The following is a 24,011-nucleotide window of genomic DNA, read 5'->3' on the forward strand; positions in this document are numbered from 1 at the left end:
TGCTAGTTAGCGGCGGTATTTTGCAGAATATCCTTTTCCTGGTCCGTCAGCGGACGAGGAGTCTGCTGCTGACGGTCGATGACTACCTGCACGCACTCCACAGTTGCCGCGACTTCCCCTTGGTCATCCTTGACCTGCTGGGTAGTGGTAAACGAGGTCGTGCCAATCTGCGAAATGGTAGTTTCTACCTCCACCGTAGTGGTGTCCTTAAACTCCATCGGGCGAAGGAAGTCCACATCGAGGTGGCGCACGAATGCGATGAAGTCAAGGCCCTTGGAATAGATATGCTCCTTCGCAAAGGCCAAGCGCGCTTCCTGGGCGAGCTCGATGTAGTTTGCGTTCATCATGTGGCCGTACATATCAAAGTCCGACCAGCGGGTTTGAATACGATACGTGTGCACACTTGGGGTTGCCATCATTCTCCTCAATAAAGGCTTCAGCTACTTAGCGGGTCAGCTTGCGGTGGGTCACGCGAGAAGGACGAGCTGCCTCTTCACCGAGGCGGTCGACCTTATTCTTCTCATAGTCGCCGAAGTTACCCTCAAACCAGAACCACTGGCCTTCTTCCACATTGCCCTCCCAGGCCAGGATGTGGGTACAGGTGCGGTCCAGGAACCAACGGTCGTGGGAAATGACCACGGCACAACCCGGGAACTTCTCCAGCGCGTTTTCCAGCGAGCCGAGGGTTTCCACATCCAAGTCGTTGGTCGGCTCGTCAAGGAGGATCAGGTTGCCGCCTTCCTTCAGGGTCAGAGCCAGGTTCAAGCGGTTGCGTTCACCACCGGAGAGCACCTTGGACGGCTTTTGCTGATCCGGGCCCTTGAAGCCGAAGGCGGACAGGTAGGCACGCGAAGGCATCTCGTTCTGGCCCACGTGGATGTAGTCTAGACCGCCGGAGACGACCTCCCACACGGTTGCCTCGGGGTCGATATTCTCACGGTTCTGGTCCACGTAGGACAGCTTGACGGTATCGCCCACCTCGACGGAACCGGAATCCGGCTGCTCCAGGCCAACGATGGTCTTAAACAGGGTGGTCTTACCCACGCCGTTCGGGCCGATAACGCCCACGATGCCGTTGCGCGGCAGGGTGAAGGAGAGGCCCTTAATCAAGGTGCGGCCATCAAAGCCCTTCTGCAAGTCCTTGACCTCCACGACCTTATTGCCCAGGCGCGGCGGGGTTGGAATCTGGATCTCTTCGAAGTCGAGCTTCTTGTACTTCTCGGCCTCTGCAGCCATTTCCTCGTAGCGTTCCAGACGAGCCTTGTTTTTGGCTTGGCGAGCCTTCGCACCGGAGCGTACCCACTCCAGCTCGTCCTTCAGACGCTTGCGCAGCTTCGCGTCCTTCTTGCCAGCAACTTCCAGGCGCTCCTGCTTCTTATCCAGGTAGGTGGAGTAGTTACCCTCATACGGGTAGAGCTTGCCGCGGTCAACCTCACAAATCCAGCCCGCGACGTGGTCCAAGAAGTAACGGTCGTGGGTCACGGCCAAGACAGCACCCGGGTAATCGGCCAAGTGCTTTTCCAACCACTGCACGGACTCGGCGTCCAGGTGGTTCGTAGGCTCGTCGAGCAGCAGCAGGTCCGGCTCGGTGAGCAGGAGCTTAGCCAGCGCTACACGACGGCGCTCGCCACCAGAAAGGTTGGTCACTGGGGCGTCGGAAGGCGGGCAGCGCAAAGCTTCCATGGCCTGCTCGATCTTGGAATCAACCTCCCAAGCATCGGCGGCGTCCAGCTCTTCTTGCAGCTTGCCCATCTCTTCCATGAGCTCATCGCTGTAGTTGGTGGCCATTTCCTCGGCGATCTGCTCGAAGCGCTGCTTCTTTTCAAAGATATCGCCCAAGCCCTCTTCGACGTTTCCGCGCACGGTCTTCTCGTCATTGAGTGGCGGCTCCTGCTGCAGGATGCCCACGGTGGCACCCGGATCCAGGAAAGCCTCGCCATTGGAAGGCTGGTCCAGGCCGGCCATAATCTTCAGAATGGAGGACTTACCGGCACCGTTAGGGCCGACCACACCAATCTTGGCACCTGGGTAGAACGCCATTGTTACATCGTCAAGGATGACTTTATCGCCAATTGCCTTGCGCACGTTTTTCATCGTGTAGATGAATTCGCCCACTTTTACCCCTTTGCAAAAATTTGGGAGACGTATTTATCTACACAAACACTACATCAGAACCACCGCCCAAGTGCCTCGGGTCAGGTACACCCGAGGCGATCAAGCCGGGGAGGAAACGCTTAAGCGTTTACTGGGGCGGATTCTGCCTCGGCAGCCTCCTCTTCCACTTCGACGTCGAAAGTATCTTCTTCCCCACCGCGTCCAGGTGCGGATCGTTCGGCTAGATAGCGGTCCGCTGCGGTATCGGCAGCGGTATCTCCCTGCCCCGCCTGCTGCGGCGGCAGGCTGTGGTCCACGTCCGGTTCGATGGCATTGTCCCCCAGTTCTGGGACCGCAATATTTTCCTGGTTGTACTGCGGAGCGAGCCGCTTCGTACCGATAACGTGGCGGTTCAGATCCAGGCCCACATACTGCGCCTTAATGAATGTGCGGAAGTGATCGGTGCCCTGGTCATCGCGCCATTGTTCTGTCACTAAGGAGCCCACGATGACCAGCGGCATGCCTTTAGCCAGGGATTTGCGCACATTGATGGCGAATTGATTCCACATTTCGACATCGATGTAGAGGTGGTCTACGTCGCGCCACTGCGGGGCCTTGGAGTTGTGTCCTTCCGGATCATTGGCGCCGGCATCGACCTGACGGTCCGGAATTCGGCGCGAGGAAGCTACGCGCAGTTTGGCCTTATAGGCCCCAGTTGAAGTCTTGGTCAGGATGGGATCGCGAGTAAGGCGACCGGTCAAGGTAATTGGGTATTGGGACATGGTGCTAGAAAATCCTTTGCTGGATAGTTGGATAGGCGAGTTCGGTTTTCCTCGCTCGCTTCCACATCCTGATACCGGCGCGCAAGCCACACCATGCCGGCGACCACTACCCTGTGAATAACTTGTTGTACCCGTCAGCAAAACTCGGGTTTGGGGGCGATTTTGGGCCGGTTATCCACAGGCTAGCGCCCGCGGAAGCTCGATTCATCGCCGTGGCCCATATCCTGCAGCATCGCGTTATAGCGTTCCAGTTCGGCATCATCGTCCGCATCCGCTTGCATATCGTGGCGGCGGGCGGTAGCACGATCATCGCTGAGCCAATCCAGGAAGAGCTTGCCAAAGACAATAACCAGCGGGAATTGACCAAAGCCCCACGCGATGCCGCCGCCCACGCGTTGATCTTGGAGCAGATCCTGATCCCAGGGCAGCTCCAAATACTGGTAGAAGTCTGCACCCAACACACTTTGCAGCTGCATCAGGTACACGCCGGCAAAGAGGTGGAATGGCATGGAAAGGAACAACACGGCCAATCGGAACGGGGTGGAGTGGCGCTTGGGAAGCGGATCCGGCCCGATGATTTCCCAGAAGTAGAAGCAGCCGGAGATGATGAACGTGAAGTTCATAATGAGGTGGCCGGCGTGCTCGGAGATAGCGAATTGATACAGGCCCGGGAACAAATACAGCACGTAGAGGAAAAATAGGTACTGCACGAGGTTGACAAACGGATTGGTAATAAACGCGACGATCTTGGACTGGGTGGCCGCCAGCGCATAGTCGTGCAGGCTGGGCTTTCCCTTCGGTCCCGCCTCAAAGGCCTCCATGAGCAGGGTCAATGGCGCACCCAGGACGAGCAGGAGCGGTATTGCCATCGACAAAATCATGTGCACCAACATGTGCATGGAATACATCGCCGGCATATACAGGCCTAGGCCGGTGGACATCACAAGGGTCAGGCCCAGCGCACCGCACATAAACCACGCAGTACGCCCCTTGCTCCAGGTCAGGCCACGCTTGTGTACGCGGTAGACGCAGTAACCATAGGCCGCAGCCAAAAGCAGGCCAATGGTGCCAAACATGATGTCAAAGCGGAACATGGTCCACACGTTGAGCACCGTGGGCTTTTCAAACAGCTCATATCCCATCAGAATCTGCATCGAGTTGAGGTTGGGATCCCGCGGCGCCGGGGGCACAGTGCGGCCCAGCGTGATGGCTACGCCAATAGTGGCGGCCATGACCGCTACTTCCACGATGGCAATACGAAGGAAAAGGCGCGGATTCTTGCCCAGCTGCGGGATGGTGAGCTCGCGGTGAGCAAGGCCGAAAATGCCCAGCAAAATCGTCAGCACGAACTTGGTAATCAGAATGATTCCGTACGCAGAATCCACCAGATCGGAGACATTCATGCGGATGAGCGTGTTAATCAAGCCCGAAACAGCAAGCACCACAATGGCCATAAAGGCGATGCCGGAGTAGCGCTTCACCGCAAAGGCGAGGTTGGGGCCAAGGCGCCGACCATGGGCGATAAGCGCCATAAGCCCGCCTACCCAAAGCATGACAAAGACCAAATGCCACAGGAGCGAATTGGTGCCGTAATCATGGTCGCCGCCCGCCGCGGAGTGGCCTTCCATGCCAATTGGTACGACCTGCATTATGGACAAGAAAAGCAGGACCGGCTGCATGGACCAGCCGCGGCCCACGAGACCGAGAATGCCCACTACGAGAGCGATGAGTACGGAGATTGCCCACACGATGGTGGTGGAAATTTCCGTCAGCGCCATTTTCATGATGGAAGGCTCGAATACCTGGGAAAAGGGCGCGCCGGTGAGGTCGGACATAATGAGTGGAATTTCCACGAGACCCACGGCCGCCACACCAAAGGAAGCCCACGTACCGGTGCGCGCGGCGATGTGGCCGTCGACGGACAAGGGGGCATCGATAAGCGTGGCATTGTCCCCGCGCGGTGCAATGAGGAACGACGAGGCCAAAAATGAGCCCACGGACAAAGCCATAAGCACCCACGCCATGCCACGAAAAAGTGGCAGGCCAAAGGTAGTTATGCGACCGGGATCCGGGATACCCAGGGCCGCCAGGGAATCGGCTAAAAGGAACAGCGAAATAAAACCGGCAATCAGGCCGGCAATAAGCATCGCTGCGATATAAATTCCCCAGGAAGGGCGGGGCTTCTTACCCGCCGCGTTCACACTGTTAACCTGCTCATTCGCCATAGTGCGCATTGTATAGCGCGACCTAGTTACTCACATAACACCCATTTTGTCTTTACATGTGCCATCATGGACCTTATGGACACCCGTCAACTTCTTTATTTTCGCGCCGTTGTAGACCATGGCTCCTTCACGCACGCTGCCGAATCCCTCGATATGACCCAGCCATCCCTGAGCCTTTCCATCCGGAAGCTAGAAAAGGAGCTAAACGCCCAGCTACTTTCACGCGGTCGCTCCGGTGTCTCCACCACTGAGGCTGGCGATTATGTCTACGAAACGGCCGTCAAGGTTGATGCACTGCTAAGCGAAACCCAGCGCCATATCAGCGAAATCACCGGCGACAAGGCCAGCACCGTATCCCTCGCCTCCGGCGCCATTTTGAACTGGGAATTTACCCCTTCCGCCCTCGCTGAGCTCAAGCGGATTTACCCCACCGCCAATATCTCGCTGGATGACGCCGAGCCGGCTACCGCTATCAAGCACCTACTGGATGGCCAGGTGGACCTAGCGCTCTTGCCGACGTCCGATCCGAAGGCCTTCATTCGCCGCTACTCCCCCGAGCTAACCGTCCACCAGGTGGCCACGTTCGACTACTCCGTCGCCCTTCCCCAGCGCCTCGCCGAGTTGGAATCCCCCGTCTCCCTCGCTGACCTGAAGAAGGAAACATGGCTTGTCCCACCGCGCAGCCGCGAACTTCCTGAACTAGCCGAGTTCTATCAAGACCTATGGAATAGCCGGCCGGGCCTCAAGCCGAAAAAGACCCAGGAGGTCGCCAGCCTCAATAGCGCAATTCCTATGGTCTCCAGTGGCCTCGGCGTCAGCATCGTGCCCAATTGCGCACCCGCTGTGCAGCCACACGGCATCATCACCCGCCCCATTGCTGATGACCTACCCCGCTACTACGCCATCGTGGCCTACCGCACGGATCGCGAGCTGACCGCAGCCACCCAAGACTTAGTGGACATCCTGCGCACGCCGCAGCGCACCCTGGCTTAGGTTTCCCCGCCCTCGTGGGCTACTATAAGTGCGTTGTAAGCCCCCATAGCTCAGTGGATTAGAGCAGTGGGTTTCTACCCCATGTGTCGCGGGTTCGAATCCTGCTGGGGGCACCGCGCGAAAGCCTTGAGGCGCCGAGTTTCTCGCCGCTTCAGGGCTTTTTGTTTACGCTAGGACTCACCATGCCCCCACTCCGGAAAGGCTTAACCATGTCACTTCCCGCTCCTTCCCGAACGTCCTACGCCCTCGTTACGGGCGCCAGCCAAGGCATTGGCAAGGCCATGGCGCAAGATTTCGCAGCCCTGGGCTATAACGTTATCCTTGTGGCTCGACGCCGCGAGCTCCTGGAGTCCATCGCCGCCGAGCTCGAACAGCGCCATAGTATCGAGGCCATTGCCCTGCCAGCGGATCTAGCGGTGGCTGACGACGTCGCCCGCGTGGCCGAGACCATCGCCACCCGCGAGGTGTCGATCCTGGTCAACTCCGCCGGCATCGCCAGCTTCGGCCCCTTCATGGACCAGGACTGGTCGTACGAGACGACACAGTTCGAGCTCAACGGAACTGCCGTCCACCACCTCACGCGAGCCGCCTTGGAACAGATGCTGCCTCGCCGCAGCGGCGCCATCTGTAATGTCGGCTCTGCCGCGGGCAATATCCCCATCCCTAATAACGCCACCTACGTTTTCACCAAGGCGGGCGTCAATGCGTTTACGGAGGCCCTGCACTATGAGCTGAAGGGCTCCGGCGTCTCGTGCACCCTGCTCGCCCCCGGCCCCGTGCGCGAGGCCACCATCGCAGAGGAAGACCAGTCGATCGTGGACAAGGTGGTACCGGACTTTTTGTGGACCACCTACGAGTCGTGCTCCCAAGAAACCATCGAGGCCATGCGCCGCAATCAGCGCCGCGTGGTGCCCGGCCCGCTATCTAAGGCGATGAATACCCTCAGCCAGGTGCTGCCCACCCCGGTGATTGCACCGCTGGTAGGCAGCTTCTACGCCAAGATGGGCTAGGCCCCGGTGCCTTCTAAGTCCTTGTCTTTGTCTTTGAGCACGCTGCCCTCGCCGCGTGCTCGTTTGCGCTCGACCCAGAAGTCCGCGTTCTTAATGCCCACAGCTTCTGGGTCGAACTGCGGATCCTTGCCGGCCTTCTTCTGCTTTTCGTAGTCCTTGAGTGCCTTGATGGCAGGAACCTGCAGGAAGAGGATGGCGATGATATTGAGCCATGCGGTCGTGCCGACGCCGATATCGCCCAGCGCCCACGCCGCACCCGGAGTGGTGGTGGCGCCAACCACGACAGAAACAATAATCAGCGCGCGCAGCACCCAAATCAGGCCACGGCGGGCCGTGCGGGAGCGGACCCAACGGTTGAAGTAGGTCAAGTTCACCTCGGACATGTAGTAGTACGCCAGGACCGTCGTAAAGGCGAAGAAGGCAATGGAGACGGCAATGAAGGTTGGGCCCCAACCGGCAAAGACGCTATCGAGGCCGGACTGCACGTAGCCAGGACCAACCTCGACGCCCTCAGGAAGCGAGCCGTTGTAGACCACTTCTCCGTCCTCGGAGCTGCCGCGGAAGACGGTGTACATGTCCGTAGAAATAATCATGAACGCGGTAGCCGAGCAGACAAAGAGCGTATCGACGTACACCGCGAAAGACTGCACGAAGCCCTGCTTAGCGGGGTGGGAAACCTCGGCGGCCGCAGCGGACTGCGGGCCGGTACCCTGGCCGGCCTCATTGGAGTAGATGCCGCGCTTAACACCCCACATGATGGCCGCGCCCAACATGCCGGAGAATCCGGCTTCCATATTGAATGCGGACTTGAAGATGAGCCCAAAGACCTCCGGAATCTGCGAGAAGTTCATGCACATGACCACCACGGAAATCACGATATAAATGAGCGCCATAAAGGGCACGACAATGGTGGCGAAGTTCGCAATACGCTTGACGCCACCAATAATGATGATGGCCAGGATGCCTGCGAGGACGACGGCCGCCCAGGTGGAGTTGATTCCCCACGCGGTATCGGCCGCAGCGGCCACCGCATTGGCCTGGATGGCAGGCAAGAAGTAGCTGGTAGCCAAGATCATGGCGACGGCGAACACGATGCCATAGACCACCATGAAAGGCGCGGCCTTAGTGTGCTTGTAGGCCTTTTCGATGTAGTACGCGGGCCCTCCGCGGTACTCACCGGTGTCCTGATCCTTTTCCTTGTAAATCTGAGCCAACGTACATTCGATGAACGAGGTGGACGAGCCCAAAAGCGCCACTGCCCACATCCAGAACACGGCGCCTGGCCCACCGAAGGCGATGGCTGTGGCCACGCCGGCGATATTGCCCACGCCCACGCGGCCGGAGAGCGAGACCATCAAGGATTGGAAGGAAGAAACGCCATCTGCGGACTTTTCTCCGTTAACTATCTGCTTGAGCATGTCCGGGATGCAGCGCACCTGCAGGCCGCGTGTCACCACGGTGAAATAAATACCCGCGCCGAGGCATAAAAACACCAAGACGGGGGACCAAATTGCGGTATTGAGGGCATCGAGAAAGTTTGCCATCTGGTCTCTCCTAAGTCTGTCGCACCTCCCGAATGAAGAGCGATTAACCAGAGTATGCCCTAACTCACATCTGCAAGTGAGGCAAATCACCGATAAATTTTATGCAGCACAGTGCCACACTTTCCGAAAGGTCGCGTTGTCCAGTAGTAATCACCCCTCAAGGGCAGCCCGGCTCGTACCCCATACAGGGGTAAAAGCACGCGGGCGTAGAATGGGCCGCATGCCACATTCCGAGATAGCCGCAAAACACGACCGCCTCGTCTGGATCGATTTGGAGATGACGGGCCTCGACCCCGAGCGCCACGTCATTGTTGAGGTCGCTGCCGTCATCACCGATGGCAACCTCAACATCCTGGGCGAAGGCATCGACCTCGTCGTCCACGCCACCGAGGATGAGCTGGCACAGATGGATTCCTTTGTCACGCAGATGCACGCTAAGTCCGGGCTGGATAAGGAAATCCGCGAGTCCACCACCTCCATCGGAGAAGCCGAGGATGCCGTACTCGCGCTCATCAATGAGCATTGCGATCCCGAGCACCCCGCTCCCCTAGCCGGCAATTCCATCGCCACGGATCGCACCTTCATCCGCACTTATATGCCGCGGCTCGATAGCGCCCTGCACTACCGCATGATCGACGTCTCCACCATCAAGGAGCTTGCCCGCCGGTGGCACCCGCGCGCTTACTTCAACCAGCCCGATAAGGGCATGGCCCACCGCGCACTACAGGACATCATCGAATCCATCCGCGAGTTGGACTTCTACCGCCGCAGCGTCTTCCGCACCGACGAGGGCCCCACCTCTCCCGAGGCGGAGGAGATCAAGGCCGAAACCACCGCAGATTACCAGGCGTTTTTGTAATTTAGGCGGCGTGAGTTAACCTATATCTCGTTGCTTTCACGCAGCGATGGTGGCTGTAGTTCAGCTGGTAGAGCACCAGGTTGTGATCCTGGGTGTCGCGGGTTCGAGTCCCGTCAGCCACCCCAAGTGCCCGAGCCTTGCGCTCGGGCTTTTTCAGTTTTCCACCTGCAGGCTCGCCAGCAGCTCCTCCGAACGGGCCCGACCGTCCACATCTGGCATGTCTCCGGTCACCACAAACTCGCTCACGCCCAGCCGCTTGCCGACGCCCCTAAGTTCCTCCCCCACTTCCTTCACCGTTCCCCACACGTCATGGGCCAGCGCTTCCTCAATGCGCCGGCGCTGCTGCCCCGTCAGTGCATCCATGTCCAGCTCTCCTGCAGGCCGCAGGGCCGCGAACTCGCCGGTGGATTGCGCGATCACTTTGGCATAGGCCTCCGGTAACAACAGATCACGGGCAGCTGCAGACGTATCGGCAACGGCGATATTGAGCGAGGAGATGATAGGTGGGGCGTCGGCAAGCGCATGCTCCCGATACACCCGCGCGGCCGCCTCCTGCGTAGCCACCGGACCACCCAAAATGACGCCGAGCCCCATCTTGGCCGCAATCATGGCCGAGCGAAAGCCCGCCAACACGTAGATCGGAGTGCCCGCATACTCCGGCCGCACCGTCACCGCCTCCTCGCCGCGCAGGTAGCGCAGCAGCGTCGCCAACTCCGCCTCAAAGCGCTGCTTCACTTCAGCCGGTTCGCCCTGGCGCAGTGCCCGCCGCACCGGGCCGGTAAAGCCGACAGAGGAACCAATTCCAATATCGATTCGCCCGGGATACAGCGCCTCGAGAAGATTAATCTGCTCGGCCACCAGAAACGGCGGATGATTTAACAGCATGATTCCGGCCGTGCCCACCCGAATGCGCTGCGTGTGCGCCGCCACGTGAGCCGCCAACATCCCCGGCTGGCCCGCCGGAATTCCCGGCACACCGTGGTGCTCGGCCACCAGAAAGCGCCGGAAACCAAGCCGCTCCACATGCCGCGCGTGCTCAGCCACCTGGTCCAACGGCCCGGCCGCCCCGCGGTCTAAAACAGAAAAGCGCATGGCCACCACTGTAGCCATGCGCTCATCGCCCGCGCCGCTCGTGGGCGCTACTGATTGGCGCCCGCGTTGCCCTTGGACCACTCGTCCCAGGACATATTCCAGTCACCTAGGCCATCCATCGCATTAAGCGTTTCACCGTAGGTATTGAATACACGCACTACGTCGCCGCGCTTCATCGTCTCCTGGAACCACTGGGCAGCCTCCGGCGTCACGTTGATGCAGCCGTGCGAGGTATTGGTATTGCCCTGCGCCCACACTGACCACGGAGCGGAGTGGACATAGATGCCGGAATAGGACATCTGGGTAGCCCAGTCCACGGTCGTGCGGTAGCCGCCTGCCTCATGGGCTAGGCCAAAGGTCTCCGAGTCCATGACTAGCTGCGGGTGCTCGTCACCGATGATGTAGCGCCCGTTCGGCGTATCGTACTGATAATCGCGGCCTAGCGAGACCGGGATGGCGCGCAAGAACTTCTTATTCTTGAAGACCTTCATGGTCTTGGTGGCGTTATCAATAATCGCAACGGTGCGGTCCCCAATGGTGAAATTGGTCTTGGCGTTCTCGCCGCCATAGATTCCGCCGCCTAGGTCTTTGCCGTACTGGTCCACCTTCACCTCAACCTTGGTGCCAGGCTCCCAGTATTCCTTTGGACGCCAGCGCACCTCCTGGTTGTTGACCCAGTAGAACGCGCCCTTAACCTCTGGGTTGGTGGTCACAGTAATAGTCTTCTCGGCCGCCTTGCGGTCCGTAATCGGCACACCAAAGTTCACACCAATAACCTGGCCTACGCCCACCTCAGAGTCAGGGATAGGGGTAAGCGAGACTTCGGCAACGCCCGCTGCTTGCGGGGTGGAAAAGCTGAGGTTCTTCTTGTTGCCGTCCACATCGGAGGCAACGATGGAATAGGTGTGGTTATAGCCCAAGTCCTCCGCCGTAGACCAGGTCTTAGCATCCTTCGAGAGCTTTTCTTTGACTTCCACGCCCACTTCATTGGTCATGGTGACGCTCTTGAGTTTGCCGTTGGTCTCCACCGTTACCGGCTTCGACGGGTCTACGTTCTGCGCCCCGTCCTTTACGGAAACCTTCAGGCCGCCCTTTTTCTTTTCGGACTCTTTGTCACCATCCTTCGCGCCGCTCGCGCTCGCGGCGGCGGTGGATTCTTGGTCAGCGGTTTGATCCTCGGCAGAGGAATCAGAGGAGCAGGAGGCGGCGGCTAGGGAAATGCACGCAACGCCCGCAGCCGCGATGAGGCGGCGCGCAATAGGGAGGGAATGTTTCACTGAGTTGCCCTTAGACACGTAATTGCTGCTTTCAAAGACCAATTTAGATTAGCGTCTCACTCCAGCAATTACCAGAAGCCACTTCAGGCATTAACCAATTCGTTATAGACCCCTCAAAACACGCCATAACCAGGCGATTTTACACTTTTCAAGAATGGCTGCTAGAGTATCTACTCGTTGCACAGAGAGCCACACGGCAGGAAGTCAACGATGCGCCATTAGCTCAATTGGCAGAGCAACTGACTCTTAATCAGTGGGTTCGGGGTTCGATTCCCTGATGGCGCACCACTGTGAAGTCTCGAGACATCGTTCCTATTTCGATGTTTCGAGACTTTCTTCGTTTTGGGGGTTCGTTTTCTAGATTTCGCCGAGTTGGTTGCGGTGGTATTTTTTGGTTTTGTCTAGGTGGTATCGGCCCCAGATTTCGCCTGTGTGGGGGTTAACGGCGGTGATGTCGTTGTTGATGCAGATGAGCATGATTTCTTTGGTGCGGTGTTTTCTTCCGACGTAGAGTTTGCGCATCATGCCGGCCCAGCGGAGGGTTACTTTTCCGTCGTTGTCGACTTTGTCTCGGCGTAGGCGGTTGTCGGTGCCGATGGGGATATCGAGTGGCTGGGCTTTGGGCAGTCGGTTGTAGGCCTGAACTGGCGTTTGTCTGTTGAGTGCTCGGTGGGGTCGGTGGTTGTTGTAGTAGTCGATGATGTCATCGAGTTGTTGGTTTAGCTCGGCGATGTTGTGGGCAAATGGCCTTGTGTGCAGGGCTTTTTGGAGTGTTTGGTGGAAGCGCTCGACTTTTCCTTGGGTTTGGGGATGGTATGGAGTTCCATTCTTTTGGTGGATGCCCATTTGGAGCAGTAGCTGTTCGAAGCCGTTGCGAGTGTCGGCTTTTCTGTAGAGCTTTGTGGTGAACACGCTGCCGTTGTCGGTGAGGGTGGATTTGGGAAATCCATGTTTGTTTCCTGCGGATATGAAGGTGTCGATGACGTTGGTGCCGGTTTCGTGCTCGACGGCTTTGCAAGCGATGACATAGCGTGAGTGGTCGTCGATGATGGTCAGGATGGCTACGCGTTGGTTGTTGTTGAGGTACCAGTGGCTGTAGTCGAGTTGCCAGGTTTCGTTCGGTTGGTCTGCTTGGAATCGTTTCCAGGAACTGCGTGGCCTTTTGTGAGGTTGTTCGATGACCCAGCCGTGGCGTTTGAGTATGCGGTGGATAGTCGATGCTGCTGGTAGTGGGGTTATTTTTTGTTGTTGAAGGTGCCAGCGGATGGTGTGGGCGCCGTTGTCTTGGCCGGTGTTTTCCAGGTGTTGTCGGATATCGAGGATTGCTTTGACCGTGCTCTCTGGCACTTGTCTGGGGTTGGAGTGTGGGCGCCGGGAGCGTGGTTCGAGTGCTTGGTAGCCGCCTTTGCGATAGCGGTGGATAAGTTCGCGGATCCAGCGGGTGCTGACGCTAAAGAGTGCGGCGGCATCTTTATGGCTCATGCCGGTTGCGAGGATGGTTTCGACGATGACTTTGTTGGAAGTGTGTTTCTTGCCCATGCTCTATTTTGAGCGGAAGTATGTCTCGCTACATCCTGGGTTGGTGCGTGTGGCCTCATTTTCCCTGTTGGGGTGGTTGTGCGGGAACAGTGGAACGATGTTGTGGCACATCAGGGCCTTGTGGGGCGGAATGATGTCGTGAGACAGAGCGGAACGATGTCATGGAACCAGACACCTGATGGCGCACCACTTAAAAATTTAAGTTAAAAAATTAGGCCGGGCAATAGCCCGGCCTTTTTGTTATCTCACCCGCAGCGGGGCAATGAGTGGAGCGCCGCCATGCTGGACGACGTCCGCCTCTACCCCATACACACCTTCCACGAGCTCCCCCGTGAGAACGTCCGAAGGTTTGCCCTGGGCGCGAATATGGCCCTTTTTGAGCACTACCAGCTGGTCGCACATGCGCGCAGCCAGGTTAATATCGTGGATGGCCACCAAGCCCAGGCTGCCGTCGCGCTTCGCCTTGGCACGCACCTCGTCCAGCACGAAGATCTGGTGGTGCAGATCGAGGGCGGAGGTAGGTTCGTCGAGAAGCATCAGGCCTGGGTTGCCCACCAACATCTGCGCCACCGCCACCAGCTGGCGCTGGCCGCCGGAAAGCTCGTTGAGGTAGCGCGAGGCAATCGCATCCAGCCCCAGCGAGTGCAGCACCTCACCGGTGCGCGTAATCGGGTCCTCGCAGGCTTCACGGCGCGCAGAGATCAGCACGGCCTCAAACGCCCGCAGCGCGGCCGTGCTCGTGAGATCCTGCGGCACGTAGCCGATGAGCTGCCGGCGGCGCTTGCCGCGCGGGGCCGTGCCATCGACGCGGAAATCCACCTCGCCATCGCAGCCGCGGTGCACGCCGGCCAGGGACTTGATAAGCGTGGTCTTGCCGGAAGCATTCGGCCCCAACAGGCCCACCAACTGCCCGCCGTGGAGTTTTTCCACATCCACGGACTCCAGTACGCGGTGCTTGCCATAGGCTGCACTCAGCCCGGAAATAGTCAGTTCTACGTCCACAGGGCCCTCCTTCGGGTCATGACGATGGCAATGAAGAATGGCACGCCCAAAAGCGAGGTAACAATGCCAATGGGAATAGCCAGGCCCGGCTTAATCATCAGGCTGACCGCATGCGCGGCACACATCACGGCCGCGCCCGCCGCCATTGAGGCCGGCAAGAAGTAGCGCTGGTCCTCGCCCACCAGCATGCGGGCAATATGCGGGCCGACCAGACCAATGAAACCGATGATGCCGGCAAAGGCCACGGTCGTCGCCGCGACGAGCGACACGACGATGAGCACCACGATGCGCAGGCGGGAGGTATTAACGCCCATGGCGGTGGCGCGGGCATCGCCAAGCCGCAAGGCAGTAAGGCGCCAGCCCAGCGCCCACAGAATGGGCAGGGCGATAATCAGCACGGCCGCCAGCACGCCGTTGGCCGCCCAATTGGCGCGGGTAAGAGAGCCCATGGACCAAAAGACGATCTGTTGCAGCGCCTCGGCCGAGGACTGGTACTGGATAAGCGCCAGCATGGCCTGGAAGAAGAACACCAAGCCGATGCCCAGCAGCACCATGGTTTCTGCCTTCGCGCCACGGATGACGGCCGCGATAACAATAATGGCCGTAGCCACCGCGGCAGCAAGCCACGCCATCAGCGCCAGGTTGAACTGCGGCTGCGCAATCAGCTGCCACTTGAGCACGATGGAGGTGGCGCCGCCAAACGCGGCGGCCGCAGAAATGCCGAGGGTAAACGGCTCGGCTAGCGGGTTATTGAGGATGGTCTGCATCTCCGCGCCGGCCAAGGACAAGGCCATACCGATAAGCACGGCCATCACGGCCATAGGCAGGCGCAGTTGCCACAGCACCGTGCGCGTCTGGTCCTCCAGACCCGCGGGATTCACAATGCCCTTTATTACCTCGGCCGGGCTGATATCAATCGCACCGACGAAGTTGCTAATGACAAATGCGGCGGCCGCAATCAGGGTCAGGCCCGCAACGATGCCTATGCGTTGCCAGGTTAACTTCTTATGTTGCCGCGCTAGAGCGGCTACCTCTGCACCCTCCATTAGTTGGTGCTAAAGAAGGTTCCCTCACCAGAGACCGGCGAGTACTTTTCTTGCGCATCCATCCACTGCTTGGCGACGTCCATATCGGCATACGCCTCCGGGTCGATCCACTCCGCTACCTGCAGCAGTGCCAGGTAGTTAAACGGCGAATTATAGAACTGGTGCCACATGCTGTGCAGGTGATGCTCCTTAACCGCCCGCAGCTTATCGAAGCCGGCTTGCTTCTCCGGAAGCTTCGCAATGCTGCCCTTGGCTTCCTTTTCATCAATGCCGTAACCCACTGCAGCGTATCCGACAGGGTGGCCTTCATCGTCCTTCATCTCGGACCAATCGCCACCGGTGGCGATGATCATATCCGGGTCAGATTCCAGGACCTTTTCCGGGGTGATTGTGCCAGACTCGCCCGGAATGGCTTTATCGCCGATATTCTCGCCACCGGCCGCGTTGACCAGCTGGGAAATATTGGAATCGTTCCAGGAACCGCAGCAATCGGACACACCTGCTGCTCTCCAAACGAAAGTCTTTGGTTTATCTTTTACCTTCTCTGCGCGGTCCTCGACCAAATCCACGGTCTTTTGCCAATCCGAGTTAAATTCCTCAGCGCGATCCTCTTGGCCAAAGATCTCGCCGAAGATGTCCATAGTCTTGGGCGTATTCTCCAGCGGGTCGCGGCGGAAATCGGTGACCGCATACTTCAAGCCAGCTTGGTCCATCTTGTCGGTCAGACCAGCTTCGCGAGAGGCATCATATTGATCCAGCGAGAGGACAATGAGGTCCGGGTCTAGGCTCACGAGTTTTTCCACGGTGACATCACCCTTGGTAAAGCCGCCGATCTCTGGAACCTCGTTTACGGACGGCAGTTCCTTTTCCAGCGCCTTGTAGTAATCCGGCACGTTCTGCTTGAGATCCGTTCCGATGCCAACGACCTTGTCCAGTGGATTATCGGGGTCGAGTACACCGGTAGCAAAAATCGATCGGCCCTCCCCCAAAATCACACGATCGGGAGCCTTATCCAGTTCCACGTCACGGCCGGTGATATCGGTGAAGGAGAACTCAGCATCGCCGCTGGAGCCGCCAGTTACTTCCTCAGCTGCGCCGCAGCCGACGAGTGCGGTTGCCGACGCCGCCACAACCGCCATCACCTTGAAGGGGGTATGAGCCATTTTTAGTCCTTGGTCGTTGGATGCCCTCGCGGCAGCCGCGATGAGCCTTACATAGGACATCCTAACCTGATTAACTAAGGCAACCCAAATCTAAACAGGTTCGCCGTTGATGGTGTAGTCCTCCGGCTCGCCTTTCGGCACCTCCGTGCCGTCCGACATGGTGCGATCTTCCAGCTCCCCATCCGGATCCACGATGGCGATATCAAAGCCAGACTCGCGAATTCGGCGCAGCCCCTCCTTCAGCATGCGTCGACCCATGCGGTTCGTGCCCGTAATATGTGATAGCTCGAGCACCACCGTGCCCTCGCCAAAATCTGACTCCATCAGCTCGTACAAGATAGTCTCGGCCGCGTTGAAGTTAATCAAGCCCTGCAGATAGATCACGGTCAGCTCCGCATCCTGCTCCACCTTGCGCACCGGGTTCACGCCATAGCGCTCGTCTGTAGACATCAAGTGCAGGCCCATGTCCTTCGACAACAGCTTGAACGCATCCACACCGCGTACCGAATTACCTTCTTTATTAAGCCGCGGCGAGAATGTCGCCACGCCCAACTGGCCCGGCAGCGTGCCCAGCAGGCCACCCGAAACACCCGACTTCGCCGGGATACCCACCTCGGCCATCCACCGGCCGGCGCCGTCGTACATGCCGGCCGAGCTCATCACCGATAGCGTCAACCGGCACACGTCCGCGTCCAAAATTTTGTCGCCCGTCACCGGCTGCACGCCGCCATTGGCCAGCGTTGCCGACATCACGGCCAGGTCCCGTACCGTCACCACAATCGAGCACTGCTCAATATATGTTGACACCGCATCGTGTGCCTCGTCCTGGATGATGTCGTAATTGCGCAACATGTGCGCCAGCGAGAGGTTACGTTCGCTGACTTCCAGCTCGGAGGAACGCATGGCGTCGTCGATAAGCAAATCGCGTCCCGCCAGGCGCGAAAAATAGGTGCGTAGGCGCTCCACGCGTGCGGCAGGCTCCGAATCCACGCCATTAATCAGCTGCGTGACCGCAATCGCGCCCGCATTAATCATCGGGTTGACCGGCCGGTGGTCATCTCGGTTGAGCGAAAGCTCGTTGAAGGCCTCGCCCGAAGGCTCCATACCCACAATCTCGCGCACCGCAGATAGTCCCAGCTCCTGTAGCGCTAGTGCGTAGACAAAAGGCTTGGACAGGGACTGAAGGGTAAATTCCACCTCATCATCGCCCGCGGAATAGACGTGGCCGGTGGTGGTGCACATCGCGGCGCCAAGGTATTCGGGCTCCGCCTTGGCCAGTTCCGGAATATAATCCGCCACGGCGCCGTCGCGATTATCGCGCACCTTAGTGAGGATTTCCTGCAAATAAAAAGGGATTGGTGTCTTCATCCCAACCCAGCCTACGAAAAAAGTCCCCGCGGTGTGCGGGGACTTCCATAATTAGTGGCGCTCGGACAGCAGGCGCTGCAGCTCCTTCAAATCGCTCTTGCGGCGGCGAGAGCGGAAGACCGAAAAAGCAATGAGGCCAACCACAGCAGCGCCGACACCGCCCAAGGCCATCTGCACGTTGCGGTCCTGCAGCTTATCGGTGGCCGCGGTCTTAGCCTCGTTGACAAAGTTCTGCGGCTTGCTGCGCTGTGCCAGCTCGTCCAGGGTGCCGGCCAGCTGGCGGCGGGTGCGCTCGATATCGCGCTGAATGTCTTCAATATTGCGTGCCACGAAGTTCTCCTCTTAACTTAGGTTCGCTCTTAACGGGGTCATTCTACCCCGCCGGCCCAAAAGCGTGCAGCCCGGGCGGTAAGTAAGGTGGGAACCATGACTGAAAACCGTTTGAACGTTGGAGATACTGCCCCTGCTTTTGCGCTTGCCGACGATGCTGGAAACACCGTTTCCCTCGCCGATTACGCAGGCCAGCGCGTACTGGTCTACTTCTACCCCCGCGCCAATACCCCAGGCTGCACCAAGGAAGCCTGCGATTTCCGCGATTCCCTGGAACAGCTCAATGATCTCAATATTGCCGTCGTAGGCATTTCGCCAGATAAGCCGGAGGCGCTGGCGAAGTTCCGCGCGGACCACGAGCTGAACTTCCCGCTGCTTTCGGATCCGGATAAGTCTGTCATGACCGCCTACGGCGCGTTTGGCGAGAAGAAGAACTACGGCAAGGTGGTCCAGGGCGTAATCCGCTCCACCTTCTTGGTCGAGCCGGATGGCACCATCGGCCAAACGCACTACAACGTCAAGGCCACCGGCCACGTCGCCCGCGTGATGAAGGGGCTAAGCTAGCACGTGGGAGAGATTCTGCTACCGCGGCGTCGGCCAGCGCAGGCGCGCAGTCGCGAGCGCTTCGAGCGCATTCTGCAGGCCGCACGCGCCGTGCTTGTCGACGTCGGCTTTGAATCCTTCACCGTCGACGAGGTCGCCCACCGCGCCGGGGTGCCCATCGGCACGCTGTATCAGTACTTTGCCAATAAATACGTGCTCGTCTGCGAGCTCGACCGCCAAGACACGGCCGCCAGCCGGGCCGAAATCGAGCGCTTCTCCCGCCGCGCCCCGGACGTGCAATGGCCCGATGTGTTGGATGAAACCATCGATCACCTGGCGCGTATGTGGCGCGACGATCCCTCCCGGCGCGCCGTGTGGCATGCCGTGCAATCCACCCCCGCCACCCGCGCGACGGCCGCAGATACCGAGCGGCAGCTGCTTTTCCCCTTGTCAGAAATCCTCTCCCCACTCGCGCCGTCCATGAGCGATGACGAACGCATTGACCTGGCCGGCTTCCTTATCCACAGCGTGGTCTCGCAACTCAATTACGCAACTGCGGGCGACCCAGGCGACTTTGACGCCGTGGTCGTAGAGATTAAGCGCATGCTCGTTTCGTATCTCTTTGCCATTGCGGCCCACTGGGGCGGTTGACGCTTAAACAAGTTATCCACAGGCTGCGGACGTCTTCGCCTCGGCTCGCCCACCGGCTCTGCTTAAATTTGCAACCATGAACGCACTGCAGGCCTATGCCACCCATATTGCCTCGGCGATGGACATCCTCGCCGAGGCCCACGGCATGTCTGAACGCGCCCTTCTCGAGCTGGGCTTGCCGGATGTCGAGGCCCGCGACCTCCGCGCGCTGGCCGCAGTCTACTTCGGCCCGACCGGCTTCAGCCGCAAGCAACGCCACGCAGCCGCGGCTGCCCGACACCACGACCTCGTAACGCTCAAGCTGATTGAAAAGTACGTCTCCCGGGTGCGCACTAAGCGTGAGGCGTGGAACCTACGCGTGGAGCTGTGCCGCCTGCGTGGTCCCGCTTCTGACATCGCCCGCCGCGCCAAGCAGCGCCTGCGCGAACTTCGCCCGCGCCGCATGCCACCCCGCGAAGGCGTCCAGCTCCTTCGCCGGCCGAACGGCCCGTGGACTATGCGGATTACCGCGCCCTCGGCCTTCCTTGCTGAATTCGACGCCGCGCTCGACCCCGACCGCCCACTCGATTCCCTCCGCGACCTCCTTCGCGGCACCGGCGCACCTTCCGCGCGCACCACCACTAACGTCATCATCCCGCTCAACGCCCTAGACCAAATCCTGGAGGGCGACGGCGACGAAGTCACGCTACGCCTTAGCAATGGCGCCACCATTACCGGCGCCGAGCTCGTCGAGCGCACCTTCACCGAGCACGGCCTAGCCACCCTTATCCACCCCGTCAAGGGCCCAGTCAACCTATATCGCACATCGCGCTACGCCACCGAGAAACAGCGACAGATGGCCGCCGCCGAAAATCCCACCTGCCCGTGGCCACCGTGCAACCATCCGGCAGACAAGGCCCAGATCCATCACCTCAAGGCGTGGAAACACGGTGGGTTGACCAACATGGAAAACCTGACCGTGTGCTGCCCTTACCACAACGGGGTCAACCAAGATGATCCAAATGCCCCACCGCTGCGCGGGCGCCTTGCCCGAGTCAATGGCAAGGTCCGCTGGGTTCGTTAGCGCTGCCTCTGCGAGGTAGCGCTACTAGGCGTGCTCTAAAAAGTCCGCGTAGACTTCGGCGGCTACCCGCGCGAATTCGGCGGGCGTCATGCGGGCCATGCCTTCCGGCAGGCTGCCCCACAGCGGACAGCCGGTCACCTGCGGCATCTCCTCGAGGTTCAGTCGGGTAGCTAAATCCGGATCGGCCGGCAGCGAGCCACCAATCAGCCCGAGCACCTCGATTCCGTGGCGTTGCGCCTCGCGCACAGTCAGCTCGGCCGCGTTGAGGCTTCCTAGGCTGAGGGAGGTGACGATGAGGAGCCTATCGGCGACGTCGGCAAGCGTATAGGCGTCCGTCAGACGCACGAGCAGCCCGCCGGCGCCTTCAACAAGCACCACGCGGCCGGGCGCGTCAAGGGCGGCAATCCACTCCTTGAGTTCCTGCAGGCCGGGTTGGTCCATGCCGGCCCGGCGCGCAGAAAGGTTTGGCGCCAGCGGCTCCGGGAAGCGCACCATCTCGGTGACCTCCACGCCTGCCAGCTTGCCGACGGTCACCGCATCCCCCTTCCCCTCCGGCTCCCCCGTCTGCAGTGGCTTAGCGTAGACAACCTCACGGCCGCGCTGCTTGAAGGCACTGGCGAGCGCGGCCGTGGCCACCGTCTTGCCGACGTCCGTGTTCGTCCCCGTCACGTAAATAATCACTACCGTCCTCCTGCTACCGCGGCGCGCACGCCGCGGCACATCTGGGTTACTTCGTCGGCGGTGCTGATAAACGGCGGCATGATATAAATCAGTCGGCCGAACGGGCGCAACCACACGCCCTGTCCCACGGCCGCGGCCGTCGCAGCGGCCATATTTACTTCGCGTTCCATTTCCACCACGCCGATGGCACCAAGCACGCGCACATCCGCTACCCCCGGCTCCTCGGCTAGGTCTGCAAGCCCGCGCTGCAGCTGCTTTTCGATGCCCGCTACCTGCTCGCGCCAGTGCCCTTCCACAATGAGCGCAGTCGCCTCGGCCGACACGGCGCAAGCGAGCGGATTAGCCATAAACGTCGGCCCATGCATCAACGCGCGCGGGCGCATTCTCTCGGACACCTTCGCGGTAGCGAGCGTGGCGGCCATGGTCATAAACCCACCGGTCATCGCCTTGCCAACGCACATAATATCCGGCACGACGCCGGCTGCTTGGGTAACAAAAAGGTCGCCAGTTCGGCCGAATCCGGTGGCGATTTCGTCGGCGATGAGCACGATACCGTGGCGGTCACAGATATCCCGGGCCCCGCGCACCAGCTCGTGGTCATGAAAGCGCATGCCTCCCGCACCTTGGACTACAGGTTCAATGACTAGGGCCGCGACCTCCTCAGTGATGCACGCTTCCAGCTCGTGCAGATAGGTTGCGCGCTCGGCCGGGCTAGCTCCGCGGGTAGGCGGCGCTGGGGCGAAAATCTGGCGCGCTAAGGTGCCAGTCCACATCGAGTGCATGCCGCCTTCAGGATCGCACACGCTCATCGCCGCGAAGGTATCGCCGTGATACCCCGATCGCCACGTCAGCATCTTGGTGCGCTCGGGGTGCCCTAGGCCACGGGCGTACTGTAGCGCCATTTTGATGGCTACTTCTACCGATACAGATCCGGAGTCCGAATAAAAGACCTGTTCGAAATCACCCCGGGTCAGTTCCATGAGGTTGCGGGTAAGCCGCGCGGCAGGTTCGTGGGTGAGCCCGCCGAACATGACGTGGCTCATTCGCTCGATTTGTGCGGCCGCTGCTGCCTTGAGTCGCGGGTGTCCGTGGCCATGGGCGGCGGCCCACCAGGAAGACATGGCGTCGATAAGCGTGGTGCCATCCGCAAGCGTTAGATGGACGCCGGCGGCCGAGTCCACCACAAGCGTTGGCTCGCCTGGCTCGGCGTAGGGGTGCCAAATGTGTCGCGCATCGAGACCGGCAATATCCTCCGCTGAAATATCCATGATTTTAGGTCTATCACAGACTTTCGGCCGTTATAGTGCTTTTATGACAATTATTAAACAGCGTTCAATCCGGCGTCTACCGGCGGCTTTACCAGCAGTCGCCGGAATTGAAATGTGGGAACGCTTTAGCTTCTACGGCATGCAAGCCATCCTCGCCTACTACCTCTATTCCACCTCCGGCGGGCTCGGCATGGACCAAGCACAGGCCACCGCGCTTGTCGGCGCATACGGTAGCCTGCTCTATCTGTGCACGTTCGTAGGCGGGTGGGTCAGCGACCGGCTCTTGGGCGCCGAACGCACGCTCCTTGCCGGCGCGGTTCTGCTCATTTGCGGGCACTTTTCGTTGTCCTTGGTGCCTGGCGCGGCAGGTCTCGTAGCCGGGCTTTTGCCGCTTGCACTGGGCTCTGGCCTGCTCAAGACAGCAGCAATCACCATTCTGGGTGCGGCTTTTCCTCCCGCGGCCGGCGCACGAGATGGCGCCTTCCAGATCTTTTATCTAGGGATTAATATCGGCGCCCTACTCGGGCCGATGCTTACTGGCTGGCTAGCACAAGAATACGGTTACCACGCTGGCTTCCTCACAGCCGCGATCCTCATGTGTTGCGGGTGCGCCCTCTACGGCACGCTGCGCCGGCGGCTAGTTGCGGAATTCGATTCGCGGCCGCCCAACCCCACCACCACACCGGGCAGGGCCGCGGCGATAGCGTTGGCGGCCGTCGTGGGCGGCGTCGTCGTTGCGGTGACTGTCTCGCCAGATAAGCTGGCCGTGCTTTTGCTCCTTACCACGATCACCGCCGCCCTCGCCCTCTTCGCCAGCATGCTGCGGTCGCCGCGGGTCAGCGCGCCGGAGCGGCGGAAGGTCGTGGCATATGTTCCGCTGTTTTTCTGCTCTACGGCCTATTGGACCCTCCAACCGCAGATTTACGGCGTGCTAGCCGTGTACTCGGATCAGCGTGTAAACCGCATGGTAGGCGGATTTGAGATTCCAGCGGCGTGGACGCAATCGCTCAACCCCCTGTTCATCTTGGTGTTGTCCCTTCCATTGGCTGCTGGCATGGCCCGATGGGCTCGCTCGCGACGTCTATTAATGGCCGTAGGCATCATGGTGGCTGGTTCCGGAATGTTTGTGCTGTTGCCGTTCGTCGGGGGCGGAGAAAACTCAACGCCGTTCGCGGTTTTGGCCTTGACCATCTTCTTGATGTCGCTCGGCGAGCTATTCATCGGACCAGTGGGCATGGCGGCATCGGCCGCGCACGCACCACGGGCCTACGCGACGCGCTTTTCAGCACTGTACTTTCTCACCATGGCCATCGGCACCTCGCTGGCGGGAACACTATCGACGCTCTATGACCCTTCCTCGGCAGATGCGGAGCGGAACTACCTACTTATTGTCGGAATCGTCCCCGTCGCACTGGGACTCATGCTCTTGGTCGGCCGAAAGGACGTCGTGGACGAGGTTTCGGGCGGCGTCTAAGGTATCG

At 59.8% G+C, this 24,011-nt stretch carries 22 protein-coding genes and 3 tRNA genes; 10 read left to right on the forward strand and 15 right to left on the reverse strand.

The window, feature by feature from the left end; translation table 11 throughout:
• Nucleotides 1-2: 2 nt before the first annotated feature.
• The 4 genes from MHY22_RS05195 to MHY22_RS05210 all read right to left on the reverse strand — a co-directional run bounded on the left by MHY22_RS05195 (nucleotide 3) and on the right by MHY22_RS05210 (nucleotide 5,110).
• Nucleotides 3-419, reverse strand: coding sequence for a thioesterase family protein (locus MHY22_RS05195; protein ID WP_225746521.1), 417 nt, complete (start codon nucleotides 417-419; stop codon nucleotides 3-5).
• A 25-nt stretch (nucleotides 420-444) separates the two neighbouring features.
• The gene (ettA, locus tag MHY22_RS05200) at nucleotides 445-2,115 is read right to left on the reverse strand and encodes an energy-dependent translational throttle protein EttA (protein ID WP_225746520.1); all 1,671 of its coding nucleotides are present in this window, start codon (nucleotides 2,113-2,115) and stop codon (nucleotides 445-447) included.
• A 119-nt stretch (nucleotides 2,116-2,234) separates the two neighbouring features.
• Nucleotides 2,235-2,876, reverse strand: a complete 642-nt coding sequence (locus MHY22_RS05205; RefSeq protein ID WP_225746519.1) for a single-stranded DNA-binding protein — start codon at nucleotides 2,874-2,876, stop codon at nucleotides 2,235-2,237.
• Nucleotides 2,877-3,058: 182 nt separating this feature from the next.
• Nucleotides 3,059-5,110 (reverse strand): cytochrome c oxidase assembly protein, encoded by a 2,052-nt coding sequence (locus MHY22_RS05210; protein ID WP_225746518.1) that lies wholly within the window; start codon nucleotides 5,108-5,110, stop codon nucleotides 3,059-3,061.
• A 66-nt stretch (nucleotides 5,111-5,176) separates the two neighbouring features.
• Between MHY22_RS05210 and MHY22_RS05215 the strand changes: the two genes are divergently transcribed.
• The 3 genes from MHY22_RS05215 to cmrA all read left to right on the forward strand — a co-directional run bounded on the left by MHY22_RS05215 (nucleotide 5,177) and on the right by cmrA (nucleotide 7,104).
• Nucleotides 5,177-6,094 carry a LysR family transcriptional regulator gene (locus tag MHY22_RS05215; RefSeq protein ID WP_239278357.1) on the forward strand — a complete coding sequence of 306 codons (918 nt, stop codon included), beginning with the start codon at nucleotides 5,177-5,179 and terminating at the stop codon, nucleotides 6,092-6,094.
• A gap of 39 nt (nucleotides 6,095-6,133) precedes the next feature.
• Nucleotides 6,134-6,207: transfer RNA gene (locus MHY22_RS05220), tRNA-Arg, on the forward strand.
• Between the two features lie 96 nt (nucleotides 6,208-6,303).
• A complete protein-coding gene (gene cmrA / locus MHY22_RS05225; protein ID WP_225746516.1) occupies nucleotides 6,304-7,104 on the forward strand; it encodes a mycolate reductase in 801 nt (266 codons plus the stop codon).
• Here cmrA and MHY22_RS05230 read toward each other — a convergent pair.
• A complete protein-coding gene (locus tag MHY22_RS05230; RefSeq protein WP_239278359.1) occupies nucleotides 7,101-8,648 on the reverse strand; it encodes a sodium:alanine symporter family protein in 1,548 nt (515 codons plus the stop codon). The genes cmrA and MHY22_RS05230 overlap by 4 nt on opposite strands.
• Before the next feature lie 211 nt (nucleotides 8,649-8,859).
• Here MHY22_RS05230 and orn point away from each other — a divergent pair, with 211 nt between their 5' ends.
• Nucleotides 8,860-9,507, forward strand: coding sequence for an oligoribonuclease (gene orn / locus MHY22_RS05235; RefSeq protein ID WP_005327280.1), 648 nt, complete (start codon nucleotides 8,860-8,862; stop codon nucleotides 9,505-9,507).
• 49 nt (nucleotides 9,508-9,556) lie between these two features.
• Nucleotides 9,557-9,632 (forward strand) — tRNA-His (locus tag MHY22_RS05240).
• Between the two features lie 28 nt (nucleotides 9,633-9,660).
• Here MHY22_RS05240 and MHY22_RS05245 read toward each other — a convergent pair.
• Together MHY22_RS05245 and MHY22_RS05250 are read right to left on the reverse strand one after the other, a co-directional pair.
• On the reverse strand, nucleotides 9,661-10,617 hold the full coding sequence (locus MHY22_RS05245; protein WP_239278361.1) for an MsnO8 family LLM class oxidoreductase: 957 nt from the start codon (nucleotides 10,615-10,617) through the stop codon (nucleotides 9,661-9,663).
• Nucleotides 10,618-10,646: 29 nt separating this feature from the next.
• The gene (locus tag MHY22_RS05250) at nucleotides 10,647-11,876 is read right to left on the reverse strand and encodes an Ig-like domain-containing protein (RefSeq protein ID WP_239278363.1); all 1,230 of its coding nucleotides are present in this window, start codon (nucleotides 11,874-11,876) and stop codon (nucleotides 10,647-10,649) included.
• A gap of 212 nt (nucleotides 11,877-12,088) precedes the next feature.
• Here MHY22_RS05250 and MHY22_RS05255 point away from each other — a divergent pair.
• Nucleotides 12,089-12,164, forward strand: a tRNA-Lys gene (locus tag MHY22_RS05255).
• Nucleotides 12,165-12,233: 69 nt separating this feature from the next.
• Here MHY22_RS05255 and MHY22_RS05260 read toward each other — a convergent pair.
• From MHY22_RS05260 to MHY22_RS05285, 6 genes are all read right to left on the reverse strand, one after another.
• Nucleotides 12,234-13,415, reverse strand: a complete 1,182-nt coding sequence (locus MHY22_RS05260; RefSeq protein WP_337887845.1) for an IS481 family transposase — start codon at nucleotides 13,413-13,415, stop codon at nucleotides 12,234-12,236.
• A gap of 240 nt (nucleotides 13,416-13,655) precedes the next feature.
• Nucleotides 13,656-14,417 (reverse strand): ABC transporter ATP-binding protein, encoded by a 762-nt coding sequence (locus MHY22_RS05265; RefSeq protein ID WP_239278364.1) that lies wholly within the window; start codon nucleotides 14,415-14,417, stop codon nucleotides 13,656-13,658.
• Nucleotides 14,408-15,463 (reverse strand): iron ABC transporter permease, encoded by a 1,056-nt coding sequence (locus MHY22_RS05270; RefSeq protein ID WP_239278366.1) that lies wholly within the window; start codon nucleotides 15,461-15,463, stop codon nucleotides 14,408-14,410. The genes MHY22_RS05265 and MHY22_RS05270 overlap by 10 nt, the downstream gene beginning before the upstream one ends.
• Entirely contained in the window at nucleotides 15,463-16,626 is a 1,164-nt protein-coding gene (locus MHY22_RS05275) for an ABC transporter substrate-binding protein (protein WP_239278367.1), read from the reverse strand. Before MHY22_RS05275 ends, MHY22_RS05270 begins: the two co-directional genes overlap by 1 nt.
• Before the next feature lie 90 nt (nucleotides 16,627-16,716).
• Complete coding sequence (locus MHY22_RS05280; protein ID WP_204611101.1) at nucleotides 16,717-17,994, reverse strand: glutaminase; 1,278 nt, start codon at nucleotides 17,992-17,994, stop codon at nucleotides 16,717-16,719.
• Between the two features lie 51 nt (nucleotides 17,995-18,045).
• Nucleotides 18,046-18,324 carry a DUF3618 domain-containing protein gene (locus tag MHY22_RS05285; RefSeq protein ID WP_239278368.1) on the reverse strand — a complete coding sequence of 93 codons (279 nt, stop codon included), beginning with the start codon at nucleotides 18,322-18,324 and terminating at the stop codon, nucleotides 18,046-18,048.
• 96 nt (nucleotides 18,325-18,420) lie between these two features.
• On the opposite strand from MHY22_RS05285, the gene bcp reads away from it, so the two are divergent.
• The 3 genes from bcp (at nucleotide 18,421) to MHY22_RS05300 (ending at nucleotide 20,581) form a co-directional block, all read left to right on the forward strand.
• Entirely contained in the window at nucleotides 18,421-18,888 is a 468-nt protein-coding gene (gene bcp, locus MHY22_RS05290; protein ID WP_005327287.1) for a thioredoxin-dependent thiol peroxidase, read from the forward strand.
• 3 nt (nucleotides 18,889-18,891) lie between these two features.
• A complete protein-coding gene (locus tag MHY22_RS05295; RefSeq protein ID WP_239278370.1) occupies nucleotides 18,892-19,518 on the forward strand; it encodes a TetR/AcrR family transcriptional regulator in 627 nt (208 codons plus the stop codon).
• Between the two features lie 76 nt (nucleotides 19,519-19,594).
• Nucleotides 19,595-20,581, forward strand: a complete 987-nt coding sequence (locus MHY22_RS05300; protein ID WP_239278372.1) for an HNH endonuclease signature motif containing protein — start codon at nucleotides 19,595-19,597, stop codon at nucleotides 20,579-20,581.
• Nucleotides 20,582-20,605: 24 nt separating this feature from the next.
• Here the strand turns inward: MHY22_RS05300 and bioD are convergent, their stop codons facing one another.
• The gene (gene bioD / locus MHY22_RS05305) at nucleotides 20,606-21,262 is read right to left on the reverse strand and encodes a dethiobiotin synthase (protein ID WP_239278373.1); all 657 of its coding nucleotides are present in this window, start codon (nucleotides 21,260-21,262) and stop codon (nucleotides 20,606-20,608) included.
• The gene (locus tag MHY22_RS05310; protein ID WP_239278375.1) at nucleotides 21,262-22,530 is read right to left on the reverse strand and encodes an adenosylmethionine--8-amino-7-oxononanoate transaminase; all 1,269 of its coding nucleotides are present in this window, start codon (nucleotides 22,528-22,530) and stop codon (nucleotides 21,262-21,264) included. The genes bioD and MHY22_RS05310 overlap by 1 nt, the downstream gene beginning before the upstream one ends.
• A 43-nt stretch (nucleotides 22,531-22,573) precedes the next feature.
• On the opposite strand from MHY22_RS05310, the gene MHY22_RS05315 reads away from it, so the two are divergent.
• The gene (locus MHY22_RS05315) at nucleotides 22,574-24,004 is read left to right on the forward strand and encodes a peptide MFS transporter (RefSeq protein WP_239278377.1); all 1,431 of its coding nucleotides are present in this window, start codon (nucleotides 22,574-22,576) and stop codon (nucleotides 24,002-24,004) included.
• Nucleotides 24,005-24,011 lie beyond the last annotated feature (7 nt).

Origin of the sequence: Corynebacterium sp. ACRPO (genome assembly GCF_022347205.1) — a bacterium.
In the GTDB taxonomy this organism is placed as follows: domain Bacteria; phylum Actinomycetota; class Actinomycetes; order Mycobacteriales; family Mycobacteriaceae; genus Corynebacterium.